This window comes from Hydrocarboniclastica marina (assembly GCF_004851605.1).
GTDB lineage: Bacteria > Pseudomonadota > Gammaproteobacteria > Pseudomonadales > Oleiphilaceae > Hydrocarboniclastica > Hydrocarboniclastica marina.
Map to the genome: position 1 here is coordinate 1897901 of NZ_CP031093.1, position 24549 is coordinate 1922449.

Below are 24549 nucleotides of genomic sequence, written 5' to 3' on the forward strand. Positions count from 1 at the left end.
CAGAGTGACGATGGCCGGAGCAGCCAGACAGCCTAACCGTACCAATGGAGTGGACGTGACCAGTCAGTTTTCTGTAAACGGAGCTTTGCTGAATACCAGCGCACCAGTCGGTGCCGACGCCATGGAAGAGGCCCCGGCGTCCCCCGCGGTGGAACGTGCCAGGGACTACCCATGGCGCGATAGCGGCTGGTTGGACCGTCGTCTCCGCGACCAGCCCGCTGTTTCGCCAGTCGCTATATATCGTATTTTTCCGTCGGCATGGCGTGTGGACGACCGTGGCCAACCCCTGAGCTGGAGCGCACTTGCGAAGCAGCTTGTACCTTACGCGGCCGACCTCGGATTCACCCACGTTGAATTGCTCGGCTTCGATCCGGAGCTGTGCACTCAAACGACAGCCAGAACCGTTGAGAACAAACACCTATGCGCCGAGACCGGGAGCACTCCAGGCAATACCTGTGCAGTGACCGATCACACATTTGCGGAGTTCGTGGATCAGTGTCATGAGGGTGGGCTGGGCGTTATCCTGGACTGGCCGCTGCTTGGCCAGAACGAGAGACGGGTTAAAGAGGTTGAAGGTAGGGGTGTTGAAGATAAGGAGATTGAACATAGCGCGATAGAAGATATCAGGGTTAATGCACTGGAGGACTTGCTGCCCCGTATCGCGTCCTACCTCGACGTTTTTCACCTCGACGGGCTACGTCTGGAGCTCCATCCCCAGTTGGAACCGGCGGGCACGGGCGATACAGGCCGCAGGGACAAGCTGGTTCAAACACTACAGAACCTGGTTCATTCTCTGACTGAGCGCTTCCCGACGGTCATGGTATTGCTGGAAAACGGGCTGATCGACCTGGGTCTCGACTTGCCTTCGTCGAAGCGGCTTCTTACCTGGAATACGGTCTGGTGCGAGAACATTCTTGCCTATCTCAGCGAGGAACCCGACATTCGGGCGGATCGACACCAGAATCTCGTACAAGGCCTGAACCAGGCGTTTGACGGCAACTTTGTGCTGCCGTTGGCAGATGGAAGATCGAGCCAGGGGCTTAGTTCCTGGCTCGAAAGAATGCCAGGCGACAGGTGGCAGCGTTTCGCCAATCTGCGCGCCTGCCTGGGTTTCATGTGCGCCCACCCGGGCAAGAAGCTGCTCGGCATGGGTACTGAGTTCGCCCAGGGCAGGGGCTGGCGCTACGACGCCCGGCTGGACTGGGAGCTCTTCAGTGATCCCTGTAACTCGGGTGTTTTCCGACTGGTGGCGGACCTGAACCGCCTCTACGTGACTGAGCCTGCGCTACATCTGCGGGACTGGGGTAAGGACGGGTTCGCCTGGGTTGTAGGGGATGACACCGAAAACAGCGTCGTGGCCTTTCTCCGCTACGGCGACGAGGGTATGGCGCCGCTTCTGGCTGTGGTGAACTTCAAACCCGTGGTCCACCACGCCTATCGGTTGGGCGTACCGGCTATGGGAGTCTGGCGGGAGCTGATCAACAGTGACAGTAAATTCTATGGGGGCTCCAACGTCGGCAATGCCTCCGGCGTTCGGGCTGAAAACATCCCGAGCCATGGCTACCCGGCGTCACTGAACCTGACCATACCGCCGCTCGGAACGTTGTTGCTGCGCCAGGGGGATTGGCCAGCATGAATCAGACGGCTTTCAGACAGGACACCGCGTTCCAGCCGCGATTCGGCGCTCATCCTTCAGCGCCGGATCGCGTTCGTTTTTCACTTTGGGCGCCAAGTGCCAACAGGGTTTCGCTGGAGGTCGAGGGGCGGGATCCGGAGCCCATGCAGCCGGCCAGCGGCGGTGCATTCGAGCTTGAAACAGAAGGCAGTCACGGACTGCGCTATCGCTACCGCGTCTTTGCCGACGCTGCGGATACCGAGGGCACCGCGGTGCCTGATCCTGCGTCGCGGGCGCAGGAAGGTGACATCGGCGGGCCCAGCTGTGTGGTCGATCCGGACCACTTCCACTGGAAACATCAGGAATGGAAGGGTAGACCCTGGGTTGAAACCGTCATCTATGAGCTGCATGTGGGTGCGCTTGGCGGTTTTGACGGGGTGCGCGAACGTCTGGGCTATCTGGCCAGGCTCGGCGTTACCGCCATAGAGCTTATGCCAGTTGCTGAATTTCCCGGCGGACGCAACTGGGGTTATGACGGCGTTCTGCCGTACGCCGTCGAAGCTGCCTATGGCGGACCCGATGCCCTCAAGAGACTCATCGACGAAGCCCATGGTTACGGGCTGATGGTTTTTCTGGATGTGGTCTATAACCATTTCGGCCCAGACGGAAACTATCTCGCCCAGTACGCTGACAGGTTTTTCCGGCAAGATATTGAAACGCCCTGGGGGGCGGCCATTGATTTCCGTCAGCCTGAGGTGCGCCAGTACTTCGTAGACAACGCCCTGATGTGGCTTCATGAATACAGGCTGGACGGGCTCCGCTTTGATGCAGTCCATGCCATCAGCGAACGGGACTTCCTGGAAGAGTTGGCCGAGGAGGTCCATCGCCGGATACCGGCCGGACGGCACGTCCACCTTATTCTGGAAAATGAAGCCAACACTGCCGGGCTGCTGCAAGAAAAGTACTTCACCGCACAGTGGAATGACGACGGCCATAACGTCCTGCATGTGTTGATGACGGGCGAGCAGGAGGGCTACTACGCTGACTTTATCCGTGACTCGACCCACAAGCTGGTGCGCTGTCTCGAGGAGGGTTTCATCTATCAGGGTGAACAGTCCCGGCATGGGCGGCCAAGAGGTGAACCCAGCGCGCATCTGCCGCCCCATGCGTTTGTGCTTTTTCTACAGAACCATGACCAGATCGGCAACCGTGCATTGGGCGAAAGGCTGATAACGCTCGCCCATGAGGATGCTGTTACAGCGGCGACAACCTTGCTGCTGCTCTCACCCATGATTCCGCTGCTGTTCATGGGGGAAGAATGGGGCTCTCGCCGTCCCTTTTTGTTTTTCACTGAACACAGCGACGACCTGGCGGACGCAGTACGCGAGGGCCGCCGAAATGAATTTGCCGCCTTTGAAGCCTTCAACGACGAAGCCCAGCGTCTTCGCATTCCCGACCCGAACGCGATTGAAACTTTCGAGGCGTCCGTACCGGACTTCGACAGTCGTTTGTTGCCACCCCACAAGCAGTGGCTGGATCTGTACCGGTCCCTGCTATCTCTGCGTCGAAAGAAAATAGTGCCACGGTTGCCGGGCACAAAATCCCTTGGTGCCACGATGCTCGCCAATGGCGCCGTGTTGGCCCGCTGGCGTCTTGGCGACGGCAGCGATCTGAGCATTGCCCTCAATCTGAGCGAGACTGAAGCGCCCCTGAGCCTGGATAAGCTGTTTGACGGGGGTGCGCGGCTTTTGACCCGTTACTGCCTGCACGTTTCACGACCGTCTGTTATCACGGATGTGGACAACAATCGCCTGCCGGCCCGCTCTGCGGTGGCAGCCCTGATACCCGCTACCGCCTTGGAGAGCATGAATGGATGAATCGCTGCTGAGACAACTGGCAGACAAAGCGGGACTTTTGCTCGAATGGCATGATAGCGAAGGCAATTTGTTGCACCTGAGTACAGAGGTAATGCAACACGTTCTGCCTAAACTGGGCTTTCCCGCCGACAGTGACGCGGCAGTTACTGAAAGTCTGGAGAAGCTGGAGCAGATACATCATCCCCGTAGCCCAGCTGACTTGCCCCCGCTGATAACCGCGGAGTGCGGGCGAGCTGTGTCACTGCCGTGCGCGCTCCAGCCCGGCACCAGGTTCTTGCTCAGGCTCGAGACCGGTCAGGAAGTCAACGGCGAGCTGGACGCAGCAGGCTGTATCCCTGCAGTCGACGACGCCGGTTATCACCGGCTGCAGCTGGGCGACGCGGACCTCTGTCTGGCGGTTGCACCGACCCGCTGCTATACGCCTGCCGACGCCTGTTCCATTCAGGAAGCGCGCCTCTGGGGTATGGCGGCCCAGCTATACTCCTTGCGTCGTCCGGGCGATGGTGGGTTCGGCGATGCCCTGGCTTTACAACACCTGGGGCAATCTGCCGCCGGGCAGGGGGCAGACGCCGTGGCGATCAGCCCCACCCACGCCATGTTCAGTGGCGATACGGCACGCTTCAGTCCTTATTCGCCATCGAGCCGGCTGTTGCGCAACGCTCTCTACTGCGCGCCCGAAGGCCTGATGGGCAAAGAACGTGTTGAGGCCGCGCAGGCCCGCTGCGGGATAAAGGAGCAGTTACGGATCCTGGAAGCCATGGAACTTGTGGACTGGCCTCGGGCCGGGTCGGCAAAACTGTTGTGGCTGCGGGCACTTTATGACGACGTGATGGGCTCGGATGACGCCCGGTCAGAGGCCCTGCGGCAACAGCTCGACGACTATCGCCAGCAAGGCGGCGAAGTACTGGAAGACCACTGCCGTTTTGAGGCCATCCTGGCGGCCCGTGGCCCGGGAACCTGGCGTGACTGGCCGGAAGAACTGCAGCATCCCCGCAGTACTGCGGTAGCGCGGTTTGCTGAGGAGCATGAAGATGAAGTCCGTTTCCATGCATTCCTGCAGTGGTTGGCGGCTGACGGCCTCCTGCGTGCTCATTCCGCCATGCGTGAGGCGGGCATGGCCGTTGGCATTATTTCTGATCTCGCCGTTGGTGCGGATGACGCGGGCAGCCAGACCTGGAGCCGGCAGGACGAGATGCTACAAGGGCTCTCGATAGGTGCACCGCCGGACTCATTCAATGTTCACGGGCAGGACTGGGGGCTGGCTGCGTTCTCGCCCCATGGGCTCGTGCAGTCGGGTTTTCGCAGCTTTATCGACATGTTGCGAGCGGGCTTCGACCAGTCCGGTGGTCTGCGGATTGATCACATTCTCGGGCTGATGCGCATGTGGCTGATCCCCCACGGGTCGGGCCCCGACCAGGGCGCCTATGTGCGCTACCCGTTTGACGACCTTCTCCGGCTGGTGGCGCTCGAGTCCTGGCGGCACCGCGCCATTGTGATCGGCGAGGACCTGGGCACCGTGGCGGCTGGTTTCAGCGAGCGACTCGCTGAGAAAGGCATACTGGGCATGAAAGTGCTTTGGTTTGAGAGAGGGTTTGAGAGAGGGCATGAGGGCAGCTTCCGCAATGCCGACAGTTGGTCCAGCGAAGCCATGGCCACGACCAGCACCCATGACCTGCCGACCGTTGCTGGCTGGTGGGCCGGCCGCGACATTGAATGGCGCAGCAGTCTCGGCCTCCTGAAGGCGGACCGTTCGGCGGAGGCGGAACACAACGGTCGGGCAAAAGAAAGGGCTCAACTCGCGCTCGCCCTCGGCCTTGTAGCGCCCCATTCGGTACCGGAAAAGCTGAGCGCAAGCGACCTGGACGCGACCCGCGTGCTCGACGCGACAGCCCGTTTCATGGCTCAGGTTCCGTCTCCGCTGACGCTGCTTCCGGTCGAAGATGTGCTGGGGCTGGAAGAGCAGGCGAATTTGCCAGGCACGATGGACGAGCATCCCAACTGGCGCCGCCGCTGGTCACCCGACGCAAAAGACTTACTTGAGTCCGCCGACGTCCGTCACCGTTTGCGCGGGCTGGACCAGTGCCGGCAAAAGGTCGAGCCACCAGCGAAGGCGGGGGCACAGCGATGACCCAACTGGTCTCGACAATTCGCCTGCAGTTTCATGCAGATTTCACCCTCGACGATGCCGCTCAGCTGGTTGATTACTTTTCCAGCCTGGGCGTCACCCATATATACGCATCGCCTTTGCTGGCCTCGCGCGCCGGTTCGGCTCATGGCTACGACGGGATTGATCCGACACGGCTTGACCCGGAGCTGGGCGATGAAGCCGCGCTTGAGCGCCTGGTAAAGCGACTGCGGGAAAAGGACATGGGCCTGGTCATGGACATCGTCCCCAACCATGTGGCGGTGGGCGGTTCCGAGAACCAATGGTGGCAGGACGTACTGCGCTGGGGCCGGCAAAGCCGCTACGCCGACTTCTTCGATATTGACTGGGAATCACCCGACCCGTTACTCACCGGCAAAGTACTGGTTCCTTTCCTCGGTCAGCCCTACGGGGAATCGCTCATTTCGGGCGATCTCAAACTCGGCTGGGAAAGCGGCTTTCACGTCGACTACCACGAGCACCGTTTTCCTATTGACCCGCGCACCTACGGGCTTATTCTGGCCGAAATGGGCGGCGACGACCTTGAGCCCATCCGGCACCAGTGCGCTGCGGCGGAGAGTGCTGAAGATCTAGTGCAGACCCATGAAGCGTTGGGCAAGGTGCTGGATACCCGTCAGGGCAGGGAGCAACTTGACCAAGTGGTGGCCTGCTTCGACGGCCGCAGTGACGACGGGTCAGAGCGCCTGCATCGGCTTTTGGAGGAGCAGAACTACCGGCTGGCCTGGTGGCGCACGGCATCGGATGACATCAACTGGCGCCGGTTTTTCGATGTGACGGAGTTGGGTGGCTTGCGTATCGAGTTGCCTCATGTCTTCGAAGAGGTGCACAGCGAGATTTTCCGCCTGGTCGAACTCGGCTGGGTGGATGGGTTAAGGGTTGACCATGTGGATGGTCTGGTCGATCCGCGTGGGTACTGCCGCAAACTGCGAAGCCGCCTCGATGAACTGGCTGAACGGCGACCCGATAACGTGCCACGGCGCGTCGCGCTTTTCGTTGAGAAAATACTCGCTGCCGACGAGCCTCTGCATCAGGACTGGCAGGTCGACGGCACGACGGGCTACGAGTTCATGAATGACGTCTCGGCGCTTCAGCACGATCCGTCCCATGTTGGCCTGCTGCGCGACCTCTGGCGCGAAACCAGCGGTCGAAGCGATGACTTCCATCTTGAGGAACGGCGAGCGCGCATTGAAATCCTGCGTACGACACTGGCCAGCGAATTCTCCGCCTGCGCCCGGGCGCTGCTGGCCGTTGCCCGGCAGGACCTGTCGACACGGGACTTCACGCTGGGCGCGGTCAAACGGACGCTCGCCGCGCTGATAAGACATTTTAGGGTTTACCGCACCTACGCTGACCAGAACGGCAGACCACCCGAGGATGAATCATTCTTTCAGCAGGCTATGGCGGGCGCGAAGCAGGAGTTGAACGACCCGGATCACATTATCCTGATGAACCTTGAACGGTGGCTTGGGGGCGAGGCGCCATCGGCAATAGAAGTCGCCAGGGAACGCGCCCTTCGATTGAAGGCCATAGCCCGGTTTCAGCAACTGACTTCGCCAGTGGCTGCTAAAGCGGTGGAAGACACGGCGGGTTACCGCTCCGCAGTGCTTATCTCCCGCAATGATGTCGGCTTCGAGCCAGACCGCCTCAGTTATTCGCCGCTGGACTTCCACCAGGCCTGTGGCGATCGCGCCCGCTATTTTCCGCGTTCGATGGTGACTACCGCCACCCATGACCACAAACGCGGCGAAGACGTGCGCGCGCGTCTGGCCGCGCTCAGCGAACAAGCCGGACGTTTCGCCTCGGATGTCCGACGCTGGCAGCGCGATGCCGAGCCCCTACGGCAAAAATTGTCCGGTGGATTGGCGCCCGCGCCGGCGGATGAACTGATTCTCTATCAGATCCTGCTGGGCTCCTGGCCGCTGGAGCTTGACGACAGTGATGATGCGGGGATCACCCACTACCGTGACCGGCTCCTGCAATGGCACGAGAAAGCACTGCGGGAAGCCAAACTGCATAGTCACTGGCTCTGGCCGGACGCAGGCTATGAACGTGCCTGTAGCGAATTCCTTACCGGATTGTTCGAAACGGCGTCCCTGCGGCGGGACATCGCCAACGCGGCGCGTTCACTCGACGTTGCCGGAGCAGTCAATGGCCTGGCACAGACCACCTTGCGGATAACCGTACCCGGCATCCCCGACCTGTATCAGGGCACTGAATTCTGGGACCTGTCTCTGGTTGATCCGGATAATCGGCGACCCGTCGACTACGCACTGCGCGCAGAAACGCTGCGGCAGAACCCAGTACCGACTGAGGCTCTGGAAGCCTGGCGCAACGGTCAGGTCAAGCAGGCGCTCATAGCTCGACTTCTGCACCTGCGCCGCGACTGTCCCGAACTGTTCCTGCAAGGCAGCTATGAACCCGTTGATGTTGTCGGCAGCCGAGCCCGCCACGTAGTCGCATTTATCCGCCGCCGGCAGAGAGAAGCCGTTTTGGTCGTCGTCCCACGACTGCCTTCCACTTTGCTTGAAGGTGCTGAACTGCCGGTCATAGCCCAGGCGCAGTGGGGTGATACCCGGCTGCAGCTACCGGAGGGTTTTTTGGCCGCAACGTCGGATGACTGGCAGAACCTGCTGTCCGATGAGGAACTGAGAATCACAGAAGACGCCGTTCCGGTAGCGAAGCTGCTGGCAGAATTTCCCGTTGGTGTGCTCAAGGCCCGATAGGCCTGCACCAGGCGGTCGTCAGAACCAATGAACACAGGGAGGGAACAACAATGACTGATCAGGATCTGCGCGTACGGCAATTGGCTTATCGCATATGGGAGTCAGAAGGCAGGCCGTCTGGCCAGGAGCAGCGGCACTGGGACATGGCGCTGAAGATCGTGCAGGCCGAGCGGGGCCACAACACGCCGGTGGATGACCTGCCCCTGCAAGCGCCTGACGACCAGGAACCGGTCGATGATCGGGGCGCCTCGGACTACGCCAGGCCCGAGCCGATCACCAGTCCGGCAAAGGCTCCGGTTTCGCCGGGCGCAAAGGGTAAGAAAGCCATTGCAGAGGCTGAGAAGAAGGCGAACGCCCGCGCCGGTGTCGGTGGCAAGCCCAAAGCCGAGAAGCCCAAGACCGCGACGGCTCAAACGGGTGCCAAAGCGCCCGGAACCAAAAAGCCGGCAAAAGCACCGAGGAAGCCGAAGGGCGACGCCGGTTAGCTAACCGCGCCCGCGCGCCCGGCTGCAGCAGCGCAGAAGAAACAGCACGCTGCCAGCTCCGGCCCGAGGCGCACCGCAGCCGTGGCCGAGCGATACAAGAGTGCGCCGCTTGATGCTTCGGTGGCAAAAAATTCTTCATGGATGAGAAGTATGAGCAAAACCAATAATGGCTTTAAATCGCGGGTTCGTGAGGGCTCGCCGTTTCCCCGGGGCGCAACGTGGGACGGACTCGGCGTCAACTTCGCCTTGTTCTCCGCGAACGCCACACGGGTAGAACTCTGCCTTTTTGACCTGGAGGGCAAAGAAGAAATTGAGCGCATCGATATGCCCGAATACACGGATGAGATCTGGCACTGCTATCTGCCGGATGCGCGTCCAGGTCAGCTTTACGGGTATCGTGTGCACGGTCCTTACGAGCCAGAAAAAGGGCACCGCTTCAATCCGAACAAACTGCTGCTCGACCCCTATGCCAAAGGCATCGTCGGCGAAGTCGAGTGGGTCGACGAGGTATTCGGCTACACCATCGGCCATCCCGATGGCGACCTCAGTTTTGACGAGCGCGATAGTGCTCCGTTCATGCCCCGCTGCGAAGTTATCGACCCGGCGTTCACCTGGGGTCGCTCCCGCGATGTAGATATCCCCTGGAGCCGCACCGTTATCTACGAAGCTCATGTGCGCGGCTTCACCATGGCGCACCCGGATGTGCCCGAACACCTGCGTGGCACTTTCGCCGGCATGATGACAGGAGCCGTCGCCCAGTACATCAAGTCGCTCGGCGTCACGTCCGTGGAGTTTCTGCCGATCCACGAGTTCGTGCAGGATCAACGGCTGCTGGAACAAGGCCTGCGCAACTATTGGGGATATAACAGCATCGGCTTCTTCGCCCCCCATCGGGCCTATATGGCAGGGGACTCGGTCAGCGAATTCAAGGAAATGGTGGCGCGCTTTCATGCTGCCAATCTCGAGGTCATTCTCGATGTGGTCTACAACCATACGGCTGAGGGCAACGAACTGGGTCCGACCCTGTCATTCAAGGGTATCGACAATGCGTCGTACTACCGCCTCATGCCGGAAAAACCGCGCTACTACATCGACGATACCGGGACCGGCAATACAGTGAATCTGAGCCATCCCCGCGTGCTGCAGATGGTGACGGACTCCCTACGTTACTGGGCAGAAGAAATGCGTGTCGATGGCTTCCGTTTTGATCTGGCGACGATCCTGGCCCGCGAGCCCGATGGCTTCGATGAGGCCGGCGGCTTTTTGCAGAGTTGTTACCAAGATCCCGTCCTGAGCCAGGTCAAGCTGATCGCCGAACCTTGGGATTGCGGTCCCGGCGGTTATCAGGTGGGGCGGTTCCCGCCGGGCTGGGCCGAATGGAACGACCAGTATCGCGACACCCTCAGGGCATTCTGGCGGGGAGACCAGGGTCAGCTTGCCGAACTGGCGACCCGGCTTACTGCTTCAGCGGACCTGTTCAACCGTCGCGGACGCCGCCCATACGCATCCATCAACTTTGTCACGGCCCACGACGGTTACACCCTTTACGATCTGGTGGCCTATGAGGAAAAACACAACGAGGCGAACGGCGAAGACAACGAAGACGGCCACGATCACAACATATCGTGCAATTACGGCGTAGAAGGCGAGACCGACGATCCGGCGATAAACGCCATCCGACTGCGCCAGGTACGCAACTTCGTCGCTACGGTGCTGTTCTCCCAGGGCACGCCGATGCTGTTGGCGGGGGACGAAATGCTACGTACCCAGGGCGGCAATAACAATGCTTACTGCCAGGACAACGAGATAGGTTGGATCGACTGGGACCACAGCGAAGAAGCTCGAAACATGATCGACTTCGTTCGCCGAGTGATCGCGTTGCGTTTGCGCTATCCCATTCTGCGGCGCGGGCGTTTCCTGACGGGCAAGTATGACGAGAACTTTGGTAACAAGGACGTGACCTGGCTTGCGCCGAGCGGCGAGGAGATGTCGGTCGAGGATTGGGAGGATCCAGCCACTTGCAGCATGGCCGTCCTTCTTAACGGCAGTGCCCAGGCCACAGGCATTCGGCGTCGGGGCGAAGATGTGACGCTATTGCTCCTGTTGAATGCCCACCATGAGCCCGTGGATTTTCAGCTACCCGAGCCTCCTGACGGGTATATCTGGATGTATCGGCTCGACACAGCCCATCTGGAAGAAGGCGCTGATTACCGGCACTTGTCCAATGGCACCCATGAAGTCGAATCCCGCTCCCTGGCCTTGATGGAACTGGTGCACGAGCGCAGGCGGCAGTGGTCGCGACGTGATCCTGACGAGGAGGACGAGTAGGCGAGGGCTGACCGTACTTGCCCCCGGAGTCTACGGGCGCGGTCGCGCCGCCCCAGGTCCGACTGAACAGAAGCATGGAGGAGAAGCTGATGGCCAGGAAAAGCAAGACCACAACCGTGGAGCCGCGGAGCGCCGGTGACTCAGAGGAAGTTTTGCATGCCGCAGCCGCGCCGCGAATCGCGATCGAGTCAGTGCAGCCCGCGCTAAACGGTGGCCGGTTTCCGATCAAGGCGATCGCGGGCCAACCGGTGGAGGTTTCTGCCGCGATATTTGCCGACGGTCACGATGTTCTGGCGGCTGCCGTACGCTGGCGTGACCTTGAGGGGGCATGGCACAGGGAGCCCATGAGCCTGGTGCGGCCGCTGGGGAATGATCTCTGGTCTGGTCAGTTCGTGCCAGAAAATCCCGGCCGCTACATGTTCGAGATTGAGGCCTGGTGGGACCTTTTCGGCACTTTCAGGGACGAGCTCTACAAAAAACATCACGCCGGCGTTCCGGTCGGGCTGGAGTTGGAGGAAGGCAGGCGCCTGGTCGCTTCTGTGCTCGAGCAGGTGTCGGGGGATACCAGGGCTGAGCTTGAACATCTTTATACGCGCTTACAGCAGGCGGACGGCGACAGTGACCGGGTTGCGGTGATGCTTGACGGCAAGACGCGGAAGGTTATGGCTGACGCGGACACACGTCCTCATCTGGCGCGGACCGAGATTGGGTATCCGGTCGAGGTTGACCGTCAGAAGGCCCTGTTCTCAAGCTGGTATGAGCTGTTTCCCCGTTCCGAGACGGACGATCCCCGCCGGCATGGCACTTTTGCTGATGTTCATCGCCGACTGCCGATGATCCGCGACATGGGGTTTGACGTGCTTTATTTTCCGCCCATTCACCCGATCGGCAAGGCCCATCGAAAGGGCCGGAACAATACGCTGGATGCCGGCCCCGACGATGTAGGCAGCCCTTACGCGATCGGCAGTCCCGAGGGCGGCCATGAGGCGATCCACCCGGAGTTGGGCAGTTTTGAGGACTTTCGGGCATTGCGCGATGCCGCAGCGGACTACGGCATGGAAATCGCGCTCGACTTTGCCATTCAGTGCTCACCAGACCACCCCTGGCTCAAGGAACACCCGGGCTGGTTCTCCTGGCGCCCAGACGGCTCTATACGCTATGCCGAAAACCCACCCAAAAAATACCAGGACATCGTCAATGTCGACTTCTATGCTGAGGATGCGATTCCGTCGCTTTGGCTTGCGCTCAGGGATGTGGTCGAACACTGGGTCGAACAGGGCGTACGCATATTCCGGGTAGACAACCCGCATACCAAGCCGTTTCCGTTCTGGGAGTGGCTGATCGCCGACATTCGCAGCCGGGATCCTGGCGTTCTGTTCCTGGCAGAGGCCTTTACCCGGCCAGCCGTGATGTCTCGTTTGGGCAAGCTGGGCTTCAACCAGAGTTACACCTACTTTACCTGGCGCCATACCAAGGCCGAGCTGACCGAGTACTTTACGCAGCTGAACGAGCCGCCGCTGCGCTACAGCTTCCGCCCCAATTTCTTCGTCAATACGCCGGATATCAACCCCACGTTTCTGCAGTCGTCGGGACGACCGGGCTTTCTCATCAGGGCAGCCCTTGCGACACTGGGGTCAGGTTCCTGGGGAATGTACTCGGGGTTTGAGCTTTGCGAGGGCGAGCCGGTCCCGGGCAAGGAGGAGTACCTGAACTCCGAGAAATACGAGCTGAGGCCCCGAAATTACGCCGCCGCGGGCAATATTATCTACGAGATCGCGCAACTTAATCGGATCAGGCGCGAAAATCCCGCGCTACAGACGCACCTGGGGCTCGAATTTCACCCCATTCACAACGAGCGCCTGCTGTTTTTCAGCAAGCGCACACAGGACAACAGCAATGTGGTTTTTGGCGCAATCAACCTGGATCCGTTTGAAGCACACGAGGGGCACTTCGAGTTGCCGTTGTGGAAGCTCGGCATGCCGGATGACGCCGCGCTGGACGCCGAGGACCTCATGACCGGACATCGCTGGACCTGGTATGGGAAGCATCAATGGACACGGCTCGAGCCGGGGATGCCCTTTGGCATCTGGAGGGTAGATGTCGGCAGACATTAGATAGGGCCGGGGACAGAGTCCAGTATTGAAACGACCTATTGGGCGCCGCCATTACGTGGGCGCCACTAATGAACCACGCAAGAACAAGGCAAGGAGGCAAACGCAATGACGGATGCCAAAGGCGTACAACAAAGCGTCAGCGAATCCATGGATACGGGCACTGAACGTTTTCTGGATGACCCGCTCTGGTACAAGGACGCCGTTATCTACCAGTTGCACGTCAAATCTTTCTTTGACGGCAATGACGACGGTATCGGCGACTTCCGCGGCCTGATCGAAAAGCTCGACTATGTGGTCAGTCTCGGCGTTAACACCCTGTGGCTGTTGCCTTTTTACCCGTCCCCGCGGCGCGACGATGGCTATGACATCGCTGAGTATTGCAACGTCAGCCCGGATTACGGCACGCTCGAAGACGCCAAGCGCTTTATTGCTGAGGCGCATCGGCGGGGGCTGAGGGTCATTACGGAACTGGTCATTAACCATACATCTGACCAGCACGAGTGGTTCCAGGCGGCCCGTCGCGCGCCGCCAGGTTCGCCAGAGCGTGACTTTTACGTCTGGTCGGACACGGACGAGAAGTACCCCGGCACCCGCATCATCTTTCTGGATACCGAGTCCTCCAACTGGACCTGGGATCCGGTCGCGAATGCTTATTTCTGGCATCGGTTCTACTCGCACCAGCCCGACCTCAACTTCGACAATCCCGTCGTGCTGGACGAATTGTTGAAGGTGATGGAGTACTGGCTCGACATTGGTGTCGATGGCCTACGCTTGGATGCCATTCCCTATCTGGTCGAGCGCGAAGGAACCAACAACGAGAACCTGCCAGAGACCCACGACGTGCTCAAGCGTATCCGGGCGGTTATCGATGAACGCTACCCGGACCGGATGTTGCTGGCCGAGGCCAATCAGTGGCCCGAAGATACCCGGCCATACTTCGGTGAAGGCGACGAATGCCACATGGCCTTTCACTTCCCGCTGATGCCGCGCATGTATATGGCGCTGGCCCAGGAAGACCGCTTTCCTATCACCGACATTCTTCGCCAGACTCCGGATATCCCCGCCAATTGCCAGTGGGCTATCTTTCTGCGCAACCATGATGAACTGACGCTGGAGATGGTCACCGACAAGGAGCGCGATTACCTCTGGAACCACTATGCCTCTGACCGCCGGGCCCGTATTAACCTGGGTATCAGGCGGCGGTTGGCGCCTCTGTTGGAGCGCGACCGCCGGCGGGTAGAGCTGTTAAACAGTCTGCTGCTGTCGATGCCGGGCACGCCCACGCTCTACTACGGGGACGAGATCGGCATGGGTGATAACATCTACCTGGGTGACCGGGACGGTGTCCGCACGCCCATGCAGTGGTCCATGGACCGCAATGGCGGCTTCTCGCGGGCAGATCCTGCAAGCCTCGTACTCCCGCCGATTATGGATCCGCTGTACGGTTTTCAGTCGGTCAACGTTGAGGCTCAGTCACGGGATCCGCACTCGCTGCTCAACAGCATGCGCCGCCTTCTGACTGTAAGGGCCAAACACCGGGGCTTCAGCCGGGGCACGATGCGGCTGCTCTACCCGGCCAACAGGCATATCCTGGCTTACATGCGCCAGCTAACGACAGAGGACGGGGGCGGCGAGACCCTGTTGTGCGTTGCCAACGTTGCCCGCACCGCCCAGGCCGTGGAGCTGGATCTGTCCGAGTTCGCCGGACAGGTACCGGTAGAAATGATAGGCGGCAGTGCTTTTCCTCCGGTTGGCGCATTGCCCTACCAACTAACCCTGCCGCCTTACGGGTTTTACTGGTTCCTGATGGCAAGCGAGTCGGAAATGCCCGACTGGCACGTGCGGCCGCCGGAGCCGATGCCGGACTACGTCACCCTGATCACCAAACGCAACCTGGAAGAAATTCTGCAGCCGACGCCGCGCGCCCTGGTCGAGAAAGAGGCTTTGCCGACTTATCTACCTAAACGACGCTGGTTCGGCGCCAAACAGGCGCGTATCGAGAACGTGCGCATTCTCTACACAGCGCCTCTTGGCGACGCCCGGCACGAGATGCTCATCAGCGAGATTGAAGTACGCCATAGCCAGGGCACGGAGCGCTACCAGCTACCCTTCGGGTTTCTTGGTGAGGATGACAGGAACCAGGTACTCGCGCAGCAGTTGGCCCTCGCGCGCGTGCGCCGTGGCCGCGAGGTCGGCTTGTTGACCGACGGATTGGCGCTGGACAGTTTCGCCTTGCGCGTTCTGGACCTGATTCGAGATTCAGCTGTTATTCCTTCTGATCAGGGCGAGTTGAGGTTCACCCCGACCCCGCTGCTGAAGGAGCTGGAGCTGGAGGACAATCCCGAGGTGTCCCACGAGTCAGTGGAGCAGTCCAACAGCTCGGTGGTGATCGGCCGCACGGTGGTCCTGAAGCTGTTAAGGCGGCTTGAGCCGGGTATTCATCCCGAGGCAGAAATTGGTCGTTACCTGAGCGAGTGCGGATATACCCAGGTACCGCCGATGTACGGCGAGGTTGCCCGACACGGACCGGATGGCGCACCGCAAACCCTGATGTTGATCCAGCGTTATGTGGACAATCAGGGCGATGCCTGGGCGTGGACGCGCAGCACGCTCGAACGTGCACTGCATGAAGCCGAGTACGACGAGGAAAAAGAGCGCGAGTCGACCTTTGGTGCTTTCGATGAGCTGGAAACTTTCTCAGCGACGCTGGGCCGGCGTCTGGGCGAACTCCATCAGGTTCTCGCCCGGGAGACTGATAACCCCGCTTTTGCGCCCGATGTGGCGGATAACAGCCAGGTCGAAACCTGGTCCCGTCGGGTGGGCGAGCGCGTGCAGGAAGCCCTCGAGCTGCTTGAGCAGCATAAAGCTGACGCAACGGAAGCGGACCGTGCGCTGGTGGAACAGGCACTGGCCCGGGGCGATCTTCTGAAACAGGCGCCAGCGCGACTAGCCAGACAGGCGCGCGGTGGCCTGCTGACCCGGATCCATGGTGATCTCCATCTTGGCCAGGTCCTCGTGGCCCACGACGACGCTTACCTTATTGACTTCGAAGGCGAGCCGGCGCGACCCATGGCCGAACGACGGGCCAAGGACAGCCCCTGGAAGGACGTCGCTGGTATGTTGCGTTCATTCGACTACGCCGGCGCTGTGATAGACGAGAAACTTTCGGCCCGTGAGTCAGATGCCGCTTCGGCCGAGGCGGGGCATGCGGTCACTGAACAGTACCGTATCCGCGGACGCCAGGCCTTCCTGAATGCTTATGTGGAGAGCGCCGAAGGTATCGGACACCAGTGGGAAAGTGAACAGGGCGCAGACGCAGCGCTGGAGCTGTTCCTACTGGAGAAGACCGCTTACGAAATTGCCTATGAAGCAGCGAACCGACCGGCCTGGCTGGGCATACCCCTGCGCAGTCTGGTTGCACTTGCCGCACAGTTGGCCGATCAAAAGACAGGGGGAGAAGCCCATGACTGAGTCCGCGAGCCTTACCAGAAGCGATCAGACGCTGCGACTATCCCGCCACGACGCGGAGGCCCTGTCTAACGCCCGGCACGGGGATCCGTTTTCGGTGCTCGGGCTGCATGAGGATGCTGAGGGCCTGTTGTTGCGGGTCTACATGCCCGGAGCCCTGGGAATAGATGTACTGGATCGGGAGAGCAGCAAGGTGATGTGCAGCCTGAAATCCATCCAGATACCTGGGCTTTTCGCTGGGCGCATGCCCCACGGAGCGCCGTATCGGCTGCGCATCCGCTGGCCGAGCGCCGTTGAGCAGGAGGTGGAGGACCCGTACTCCTTCGACCTGCTGCTGGGGGAGCTCGACCTGTACCTTATCGGCGAGGGCACCCACCGCAACCTGGGGCACTGCCTTGGCGCTCAGCCCATGGTGGTAGATGGCGTGGCCGGCGTGCGCTTTGCGGTGTGGGCGCCGAATGCCCGTCGCGTTTCCGTGGTGGGCGATTTCAATAGCTGGGATGGCCGACGTTTCCCCATGCGCAAACGCCACCCAGCGGGCGTCTGGGAGCTGTTCCTGCCCCAGCTAGGCCCCGGCGAGCGCTATATGTATGAGTTGCTGGACGCGGAAGGTGCCGTGGTGCTCAAGGCTGACCCGGTGGCGCTTGCCACGGAAGAACCACCGGGCACTGCTTCGATTGTGGCCGATACGTCGCCCTATGACTGGCAGGACGACGACTGGATGCGCGACCGCGCTGAACGTCAGGCCCCTGACCGCCCCATGACGACCTATGAAGTGCATGCCGCGTCCTGGCGCCGACATGGTGGGGACGAAGGCGCGCTGTACGATTGGCGTGCCATGGCAGAGCACCTGGTCGATTACGTTGTGGAGATGGGCTTTACCCACATCGAGCTGTTGCCGATCATGGAACATCCCTTTGGGGGGTCCTGGGGCTACCAGCCATTAGGTCAGTTCGCCCCCAGCGGCCGCTTCGGTGATACCCGGGATTTCGCCTATTTTGTCGATAGGTGCCACAAGGCAGGCGTCGGCGTCATTCTCGACTGGGTTCCGGCTCATTTCCCGACCGATACCCATGGTCTGGGACGCTTTGATGGCACGGCCCTGTATGAGTATGCACATCCTTTTGAGGGCTTCCATCAGGACTGGGATACCTACATCTACAACCTCGGCAGACGTGAGGTGCACGGCTTCATGCTTGCGTCAGCGCTGCGCTGGCTCAAAGACTTTCACGTTGATGCGCTGCGGGTGGACGCGGTCGCGTCCATGTTGTACCGGGACTATTCCCGTAAAGACGGCGAGTGGATTCCGAATGAGCACGGCGGTCGGGAGAACCTGGAAGCGATCGACTTCCTGCGTCACCTCAACAAAGTTGTGGCCGAGGAAGCACCCGGTGCGCTCGTTATCGCTGAAGAATCAACAGCATGGCCCGGTGTGACGCAGGCGGTGGATGAAGGCGGCCTGGGCTTCTCATACAAATGGAACATGGGCTGGATGCACGACACGCTCAAGTACATCCAGACCGATCCCATGTATCGTTTCCATGCCCACGACAGCCTGACGTTTGGTCTGGTTTATGCGTTTTCAGAAAAATTCGTTCTGCCTATTTCTCACGACGAAGTCGTTCACGGAAAAGGCTCACTCATCAACAAAATGCCGGGGGATGACTGGCAGAAGTTTGCCAACCTTAGGGCCTATCTTTCGTTCATGTGGACTCACCCCGGTAAGAAGCTCTTGTTCATGGGTTGCGAATTTGGCCAGTGGCGCGAATGGAGTCACGATCGGGAACTGGACTGGACCTTGCTTGACGACGGCCGGCACGTCGGCGTTCAGCGCCTGGTCGCTGACCTCAACAGACTCTATGCAGGGCTGCCGGAGCTCTATGAGCGCGATGCGGAGCCCGAGGGTTTCAGCTGGGTGATCGGGGACGACAAGACAAACAGTGTTTTCGCATGGCTACGTTGGAGCCGGGCAGGGCAACCGGTGTTGGTTATCGCCAACCTGACACCCATGCCCCATGCGCATTATCAGGTCGGCGTGCCTGTTCTGGGCACCTGGGCTGAGCGGTTAAACAGCGACAACGAACGTTACGGCGGCGCCAATAACCTTAATCGGGAAGTGGCAGCCCAGGATAAGCCCATGCACGGGCAGACCGCGAGTATCTCCGTATCGTTGCCGCCGCTGGGTGTGGTCGTGCTGCAGCCAGAACACTCTGGCTGACCCCCGTTTGTGTGCATCCTCTGGCGCGCAGTCTGCCCAGGAAAAAGCTTCCCGGGACCGGGCTGCGCTGCGTATCCAGTACGCCATTTGTGACGGTGCTCAGGATTGCCCTGTCGCCAATCCCAGCGACCCATTGCTGAATCCCAGCGATCCAGTGCTGCGACATGGCTTGCCCGAGGCAGTGCAATGGGCGGGCGACTGGTGGTTTAATGCGGCCAAAGGGGTGACAACCACCTTAAAGTCCACAGCACTGGCTCCACAGCATGAACTATCGCTCTCTCAGAATTCCCGCTAGTCACTTTCCGAACCCATCTGTGGGTTCTTTTCCGCAGGTAGCTGCAGGTCCCGGTCGAATTACTGCTCCGGTGACCGTCGCCGGCAGGTCGGCAGTGTCCGGCGGAGTGTGCGTCTATGTCAGCTGATCGCGCCTTTCCGCGAAACATGACGCAGATGACTTCGCTCCATGAAATTCGTCTGGCTCACGTTTTTACCCAGCTCAAGGCCTCAGGCGCCCGGCGCGTACTGGACCTTGGCTGTGGTTCCGGGTCGCTCCTGTACCGGTTGGCCGATGACCCTCAGTTTGACGAGATTGTAGGCCTGGAAGCGTCTGGCCTGTCCCTGCGGCAGGCGAGAGAGGTATTGGCGAGCTGGTTGAATGAGAAAACCCAGCGGATCCGACTGATGCAGGGCTCCTACGCCGAGGCCCAGCCCGCACTGGCCGGCTACGATGCGGCAGCTCTCGTGGAAACGATCGAGCATGTAAACCCCGAGGCGCTCTCACGGGTGGAGATCTCGGTATTTGGTCAGATGCGCCCTTCCATGGTTTACGTGACCACGCCGAATCGGGAGTACAACCCGCTTTTTGATCTGGAACCAGGCGAATTCCGGGAGCCGGACCACAAATTTGAATGGGACAGGATGAAGTTCCAGCGCTGGGCAAGGGGCGTGGCGGGTCGGAATGGCTACGAGGTGACTTTCGGCGGCATTGGTGAAAACGACCCCGAATTTGGTCAGCCAACCCAAACTGCCCGATTCTGCAGGGGCCCGGTAACCTGAGCTAACAGTCTTCATATAGACTTAAAAAAGAAATAAGTCTATGCTGATACAGTATTTCAGATGGTCAGGCAGGACTCAGGGGATGAAAGCACTACCCGCACTCGACATCCAGGACTCGCGAAAGTTGTCGGCTACCGGCCTTAAGGTGGTACTCAACATTCTGGAAAAATGGGGCTGCACGGCGGAACAGGTCCAGGCCATTCTGCGGATATCGCGGCCGGCTTTCTACAAGTACCGGAAGAAGCCCGAAGATGCGAGCCTGAACCAGGATCAGCTGGAACGGCTGAGCTATTTGCTTAATATTCACGGCAGCTTGCGCATCATTTTTGAGAATCCGGATAACGTATACGGCTTCATGTCGATGCCTAACGACAACCCCTTCTTCAACGGAAAAAGCCCGCTCAGTCTCATCAGTACAGGAAGCTTTGCGGCCCTGTACGAGACTTTCAAGCGTATTGATGCGCTGCGCGGAGGGCTGTGGTGAGTTCGCGCAAACTCCCGACAATGTCCATCACCCAGGAGACCGGCTACCGCCTCGTCAATTCCAGGTTTCCGCCGGTCAGTCTGTTTGATGACGTTGCAGATCAGGATGAGTTTGACCTGCTTTACGAGCTTCAGTCGTTGACCAACCCCCGGGTACAGACCGAGCTAGGGCAGCTCAACCTGGTTCCCCGGGAAGAGATTCCGTTTGGAATAGCGGGCTGTACCTACGCTACAGCGCCTTTTACCCATGTTAATCCCGAAGGCAGTCGCTTCAGTGATGGTCAGTTCGGGGTCCTCTACATGGGGGATACACTCGACACGGCAATAACCGAAGTGGCCTACCATCAGTCGAGCTACTGGCGCAGAGTGACGGGCCTCAGCTATGACCGCCTGGTGTTTCGCGGCCTGACGTGCCGCTTTGGCCCGGTTGAGGTTGTCGACGCAACGGCGCTGCCGCCTGGTGACGCAATATATGATCCGTGTGACTACTCCGCCTCAAGAAGCTTTGGTAAGGCTCTGAAAAAAGAGAAGGCTTCGGGCCTTCGCTACCGCTCGGTACGGCTTCCCGGTGCGATCTGTTGGGGCCTGTTTTCGCCGCGGTCGGTCAAGCGCATTACCCAGGCGGCGCACTATGAGTTTATCTGGGACGGTCAGGCCATCAGCTCGATCGGGCGGGTCATCAACTACAACCTGCGGGGCTGATTGGCCCAGCCTTTCTGCTTTACCACTGGCGGGAAGCACTCACCTCTCGCTTGTGCCAATCCCTGTACTCAAATCCAGCCGTCTACCACGACCGCTCGTTCTTCCCGCTGAAACAGCACCCGGCCATCACGCACCGAGGCGAGTACCGGGGCCTGCGCCAGAAGTGCCTCGTACGGTGATTGTCCCTGCAGAACAACGCACCGGGCCGGCATTGCCTCAGCCAGGCCATAGGTGGGCAGGTTCATCACGGCGGCGCCGTGGTAGGTAATCAGATCCAGGGAGGCGGCAATCCGGTTCATGCCGAGCATGTGGCAGGCGTGAAGACCGACGTCCAGGGTGCGAAGAAGGTTGCCGTTCCCCATGGGGTACCAGGGGTCCCGGATGGAATCCTGCCCGAAGGCGACTTTGATGCCAGCATCCAGTAGTTCTGGCACCCGTGTGATACCTCGGCGTTTGGGGTAAGTGTCGAATCGGCCCTGGAGGTGGAGATTTTCGGTGGGCAGGGCTACGAACCTGAGGTCAGCCTTCTGTAATAGTCTGAAGAGGCGGCTGCAATAGGCATTGTCGTAGGAGTGCATGGCACAGGTATGGCTGGCGGTAACGCGCTGACCGTAGCCCTGACTCAGGGCGGCCGCTGCAAGCACTTCGAGGAAGCGGGAGCTGGGGTCGTCGATCTCATCACAATGCACATCCACAAGCCGGTCGTGCTTTATGGCGAGGGCCATGAGCTTATGAACGGAGTCCACGCCATAGTCCCGGGTATGCTCGAAGTGGGGAATGCCGCCGACCACATCGGCACCTAGCCGCACGGCTTCGGTCATCAGAGCCATACCGTCGGGGAAAGAGAGAATACCTTCCTGGGGAAAAGCCACGATCTGGAGATCAATGAACCCGCAGACCCGCTCGCGCACTTCCAGCATCGCTTTCAATGCAGCGAGCGACGGGTCTGTGACGTCAACATGGGTCCGTACATACTGGATGCCGTGCGCTGAAAACAGCTTGAGGGTTTGTTCGGCGCGTTCGATCACATCCTCCCGGCTCAGCTCGCGCTTGCGGTCAGACCAGCACTCGATACCTTCGAACAGTGTCCCGCTCTGGTTCCAGCGAGGTTGACCCGCTGTCAGGGCCGCATCCAGGTGAATATGAGGCTCCACAAAGGCGGCACAGACGAGGTTACCGCCGGCGTCCAGCTCGTTTGCTCCAGCTTGAGTCAGATCACCTGCCGCTGTCGTCCCGGCGAAATGCCCGTCGCGAATATTGATTCGGAACAGCCCGTCTTTATCGACAAGGCGTGCGTTGATAATGGCTTCAGGCTGGAAAGTCATGCGGTTCTCCGAATGCGCGCGGTCGGTGAGTCTGGGATTAATCTTTGCCGTCCACTTTACGGTAGCTGCCCGGCGTTACTCCCGTCCATGTCTTGAAGCTGCGGTGGAACGAGCGTACATCCGAGAATCCCAATCGCAGTGCGATGTCGGGGAAAGGCAGCGTGGTCCTTTGCAGGTAATCGCACGCCATTTCCCGGCGGACCTCATCCAGTAGAGACTGGTAAGAGTGGCCTTCGCTGTTGAGGCGCCGCTGGAGCGTGCGAACAGTCATTGAGAACTGCTCGGCAACCATGTCCTGTCGCGTGATGCCTGCCCGTAACTGTTGGTGTATTGCGCTGCGCACCCGGGTGGAAAAACCCTTTTCTGCGCCTAGCGCAGCCAAGCGGGAATGAGCATGATCTTCGAGCGTTTGCCGTAGTAATGGGTCAGGGGTGCGCAGTGGATGCTGTAATAGTGACTTTGGGATACAGATTCGATTCGTTTTCTGACTGAAGCGAACAGGGCAGCGCCAACGCTCACCATATGCTGCCTCCCACAGCGTTCCGGGAGAGCTGTGTTCCAGGTCGACCCACAACGGTGAGACATCTTCGACATTACCGAGCCAGCGTGCATAGTTGATCCAGGACGCAAACACGTTGTCGATCATGTGGTGCCTGACAGCTGCATCGGTGTAACCGCAATGCCAGGTAAGCAGCATGCTGTCACCCGACTGCGAAAGCCCGGTGACGCCCATATCGCCTACCAGGCGCTCATACGGCGCGATGCGGGCGATGGCCTCTCCGAGCGTCGCACAGCTCATCGTGATATAACCGAGCACGCTGTAAGACCCGGGTTGCACGAAATCGCCGCTACGAAGACCCAATATCGGATCTCCCAGCGTGTTGATCATCTGGCGAATAAGTTGCTGGAATACTTCGCCAGGCACCTGAGCGGACGGGTCACCGGCGATGGCGGGCGACAACCCGACTGACTCACACAGCCCGGCTACGTCTGCACCTTCAGTTTCAGCAAGCCTTAGATATTGTTGAATAGCGGCGACGGACGCGGCTCCGAGACGGTTGTCTGATGTCATTGATCCGTCCAGCTATCGTCGGGCGACTGGAGTGCAAGGTAAAGGTTCAGGTGGAGTTTCACAAAAAAACCTGTAGCGGAGATTGTTCAGTTTACTGTAAACACAACGGCACAGCATCGGAAAGGGCACCGCCCAAAAGTCAGTATCGGCCTCAGATTGGCGTACAGGCCGGCATTGGCCCCCGCCGATGACAGGCCGTCGGGTGGCGTCCCGGGTCGGTCTCAAGTCGGGTATCGATGCCTCGATCTCGTAGTGCTCTGGGGCAGGGGGCTGAATATTCGCGAAGCAGGTCACTATACTGGCGTTTTAGCAGGGTCGGACCGCGGTTGTGCTTGAGTCGTCTGGACCATTGCATCATCCTTTAGCACCGACAGGAAAAGATCCAGAGAAGCGTTTTGCACACTCTGATCGCGGCAGGTGCCTGTCTTTGGCAGGCTTTGCCCTGTTTCTTGTTCAGTTTCGTCAATAAATTTGCTCATGGCCCTTCGGTTTGCCAAGCCAGGGGCCTTTGCGACGACAGCGCTTCACCAACACCAATAAGCAGGAAACAACTGAATGCAGTACGCCGATAGTTTGCGGAAAGTTCTGATACGCAAGATCACCAAAGCAGAGCGTGATCTTGCTCAGTTGAAACTGGACTACTGTCGATTTGTTTTTGGCCTGTCCCACCGCTCTCAGGTCAAGGTGAAAGGCAAGCTCTATCTGGTTCGTACCGTTGATGTCGATACGATGGACCGCGTTGAAGGCGGTGAGTTCAGCAAGCCCGCGATAGCCGGGGTACCGGTAGGCTCAAAAAACGCAGAAACAGAACTGAGGCAGTTAGGCAAAAACTGGGTGGTAGTGACTGAAACAGAGGTCGCTACAGCTCGATAGCGCTCCCTGTCTGCATGGACGGGTTATGTCAGTGGCATCAAGACAG

The 24549-nt window shown here is 59.8% G+C and carries 16 protein-coding genes; 13 read left to right on the forward strand and 3 right to left on the reverse strand.

Annotation, left to right across the window (positions count from 1 at the left end):
• Positions 1-55: 55 nt before the first annotated feature.
• The 12 genes from soil367_RS08535 to soil367_RS08590 all read left to right on the forward strand — a co-directional run bounded on the left by soil367_RS08535 (position 56) and on the right by soil367_RS08590 (position 21233).
• On the forward strand, positions 56-1636 hold the full coding sequence (locus tag soil367_RS08535) for an alpha amylase C-terminal domain-containing protein (RefSeq protein ID WP_172962304.1): 1581 nt from the start codon (positions 56-58) through the stop codon (positions 1634-1636).
• Positions 1633-3492, forward strand: a complete 1860-nt coding sequence (gene treZ, locus soil367_RS08540) for a malto-oligosyltrehalose trehalohydrolase (RefSeq protein ID WP_136548698.1) — start codon at positions 1633-1635, stop codon at positions 3490-3492. Before soil367_RS08535 ends, treZ begins: the two co-directional genes overlap by 4 nt.
• Positions 3485-5620: a 4-alpha-glucanotransferase gene (gene malQ / locus soil367_RS08545; RefSeq protein WP_136548699.1), complete on the forward strand. Its 2136-nt coding sequence runs from the start codon at positions 3485-3487 to the stop codon at positions 5618-5620. The genes treZ and malQ overlap by 8 nt, the downstream gene beginning before the upstream one ends.
• Entirely contained in the window at positions 5617-8379 is a 2763-nt protein-coding gene (treY, locus tag soil367_RS08550) for a malto-oligosyltrehalose synthase (protein ID WP_136548700.1), read from the forward strand. The genes malQ and treY overlap by 4 nt, the downstream gene beginning before the upstream one ends.
• 50 nt (positions 8380-8429) lie before the next feature.
• Positions 8430-8864 carry a DUF2934 domain-containing protein gene (locus soil367_RS18905; protein WP_216642793.1) on the forward strand — a complete coding sequence of 145 codons (435 nt, stop codon included), beginning with the start codon at positions 8430-8432 and terminating at the stop codon, positions 8862-8864.
• 150 nt (positions 8865-9014) lie between these two features.
• Entirely contained in the window at positions 9015-11192 is a 2178-nt protein-coding gene (glgX, locus tag soil367_RS08560) for a glycogen debranching protein GlgX (protein WP_136548701.1), read from the forward strand.
• A gap of 89 nt (positions 11193-11281) precedes the next feature.
• A complete protein-coding gene (locus soil367_RS08565) occupies positions 11282-13306 on the forward strand; it encodes an alpha-1,4-glucan--maltose-1-phosphate maltosyltransferase (RefSeq protein ID WP_136548702.1) in 2025 nt (674 codons plus the stop codon).
• A gap of 105 nt (positions 13307-13411) precedes the next feature.
• On the forward strand, positions 13412-16777 hold the full coding sequence (gene treS, locus soil367_RS08570; RefSeq protein WP_216642794.1) for a maltose alpha-D-glucosyltransferase: 3366 nt from the start codon (positions 13412-13414) through the stop codon (positions 16775-16777).
• Positions 16770-18992, forward strand: coding sequence for a 1,4-alpha-glucan branching protein GlgB (gene glgB, locus soil367_RS08575; RefSeq protein ID WP_136548703.1), 2223 nt, complete (start codon positions 16770-16772; stop codon positions 18990-18992). The genes treS and glgB overlap by 8 nt, the downstream gene beginning before the upstream one ends.
• 411 nt (positions 18993-19403) lie before the next feature.
• Positions 19404-20048 carry a methyltransferase domain-containing protein gene (locus tag soil367_RS08580; RefSeq protein ID WP_136548704.1) on the forward strand — a complete coding sequence of 215 codons (645 nt, stop codon included), beginning with the start codon at positions 19404-19406 and terminating at the stop codon, positions 20046-20048.
• 82 nt (positions 20049-20130) lie between these two features.
• Positions 20131-20532: an MbcA/ParS/Xre antitoxin family protein gene (locus tag soil367_RS08585; protein ID WP_136548705.1), complete on the forward strand. Its 402-nt coding sequence runs from the start codon at positions 20131-20133 to the stop codon at positions 20530-20532.
• Positions 20529-21233 (forward strand): RES family NAD+ phosphorylase, encoded by a 705-nt coding sequence (locus soil367_RS08590; protein ID WP_246065591.1) that lies wholly within the window; start codon positions 20529-20531, stop codon positions 21231-21233. Before soil367_RS08585 ends, soil367_RS08590 begins: the two co-directional genes overlap by 4 nt.
• 68 nt (positions 21234-21301) lie before the next feature.
• Here the strand turns inward: soil367_RS08590 and codA are convergent, their stop codons facing one another.
• The 3 genes from codA to soil367_RS08605 all read right to left on the reverse strand — a co-directional run bounded on the left by codA (position 21302) and on the right by soil367_RS08605 (position 24109).
• Positions 21302-22558 carry a cytosine deaminase gene (gene codA / locus soil367_RS08595; protein WP_136548706.1) on the reverse strand — a complete coding sequence of 419 codons (1257 nt, stop codon included), beginning with the start codon at positions 22556-22558 and terminating at the stop codon, positions 21302-21304.
• A 37-nt stretch (positions 22559-22595) separates the two neighbouring features.
• Entirely contained in the window at positions 22596-23630 is a 1035-nt protein-coding gene (locus soil367_RS08600; protein WP_136548707.1) for an AraC family transcriptional regulator ligand-binding domain-containing protein, read from the reverse strand.
• Between the two features lie 293 nt (positions 23631-23923).
• Positions 23924-24109, reverse strand: coding sequence for a hypothetical protein (locus soil367_RS08605; protein WP_136548708.1), 186 nt, complete (start codon positions 24107-24109; stop codon positions 23924-23926).
• A 76-nt stretch (positions 24110-24185) separates the two neighbouring features.
• Between soil367_RS08605 and soil367_RS08610 the strand changes: the two genes are divergently transcribed.
• On the forward strand, positions 24186-24503 hold the full coding sequence (locus soil367_RS08610) for a hypothetical protein (RefSeq protein ID WP_136548709.1): 318 nt from the start codon (positions 24186-24188) through the stop codon (positions 24501-24503).
• The last annotated feature ends 46 nt before the right edge of the window (positions 24504-24549 follow it).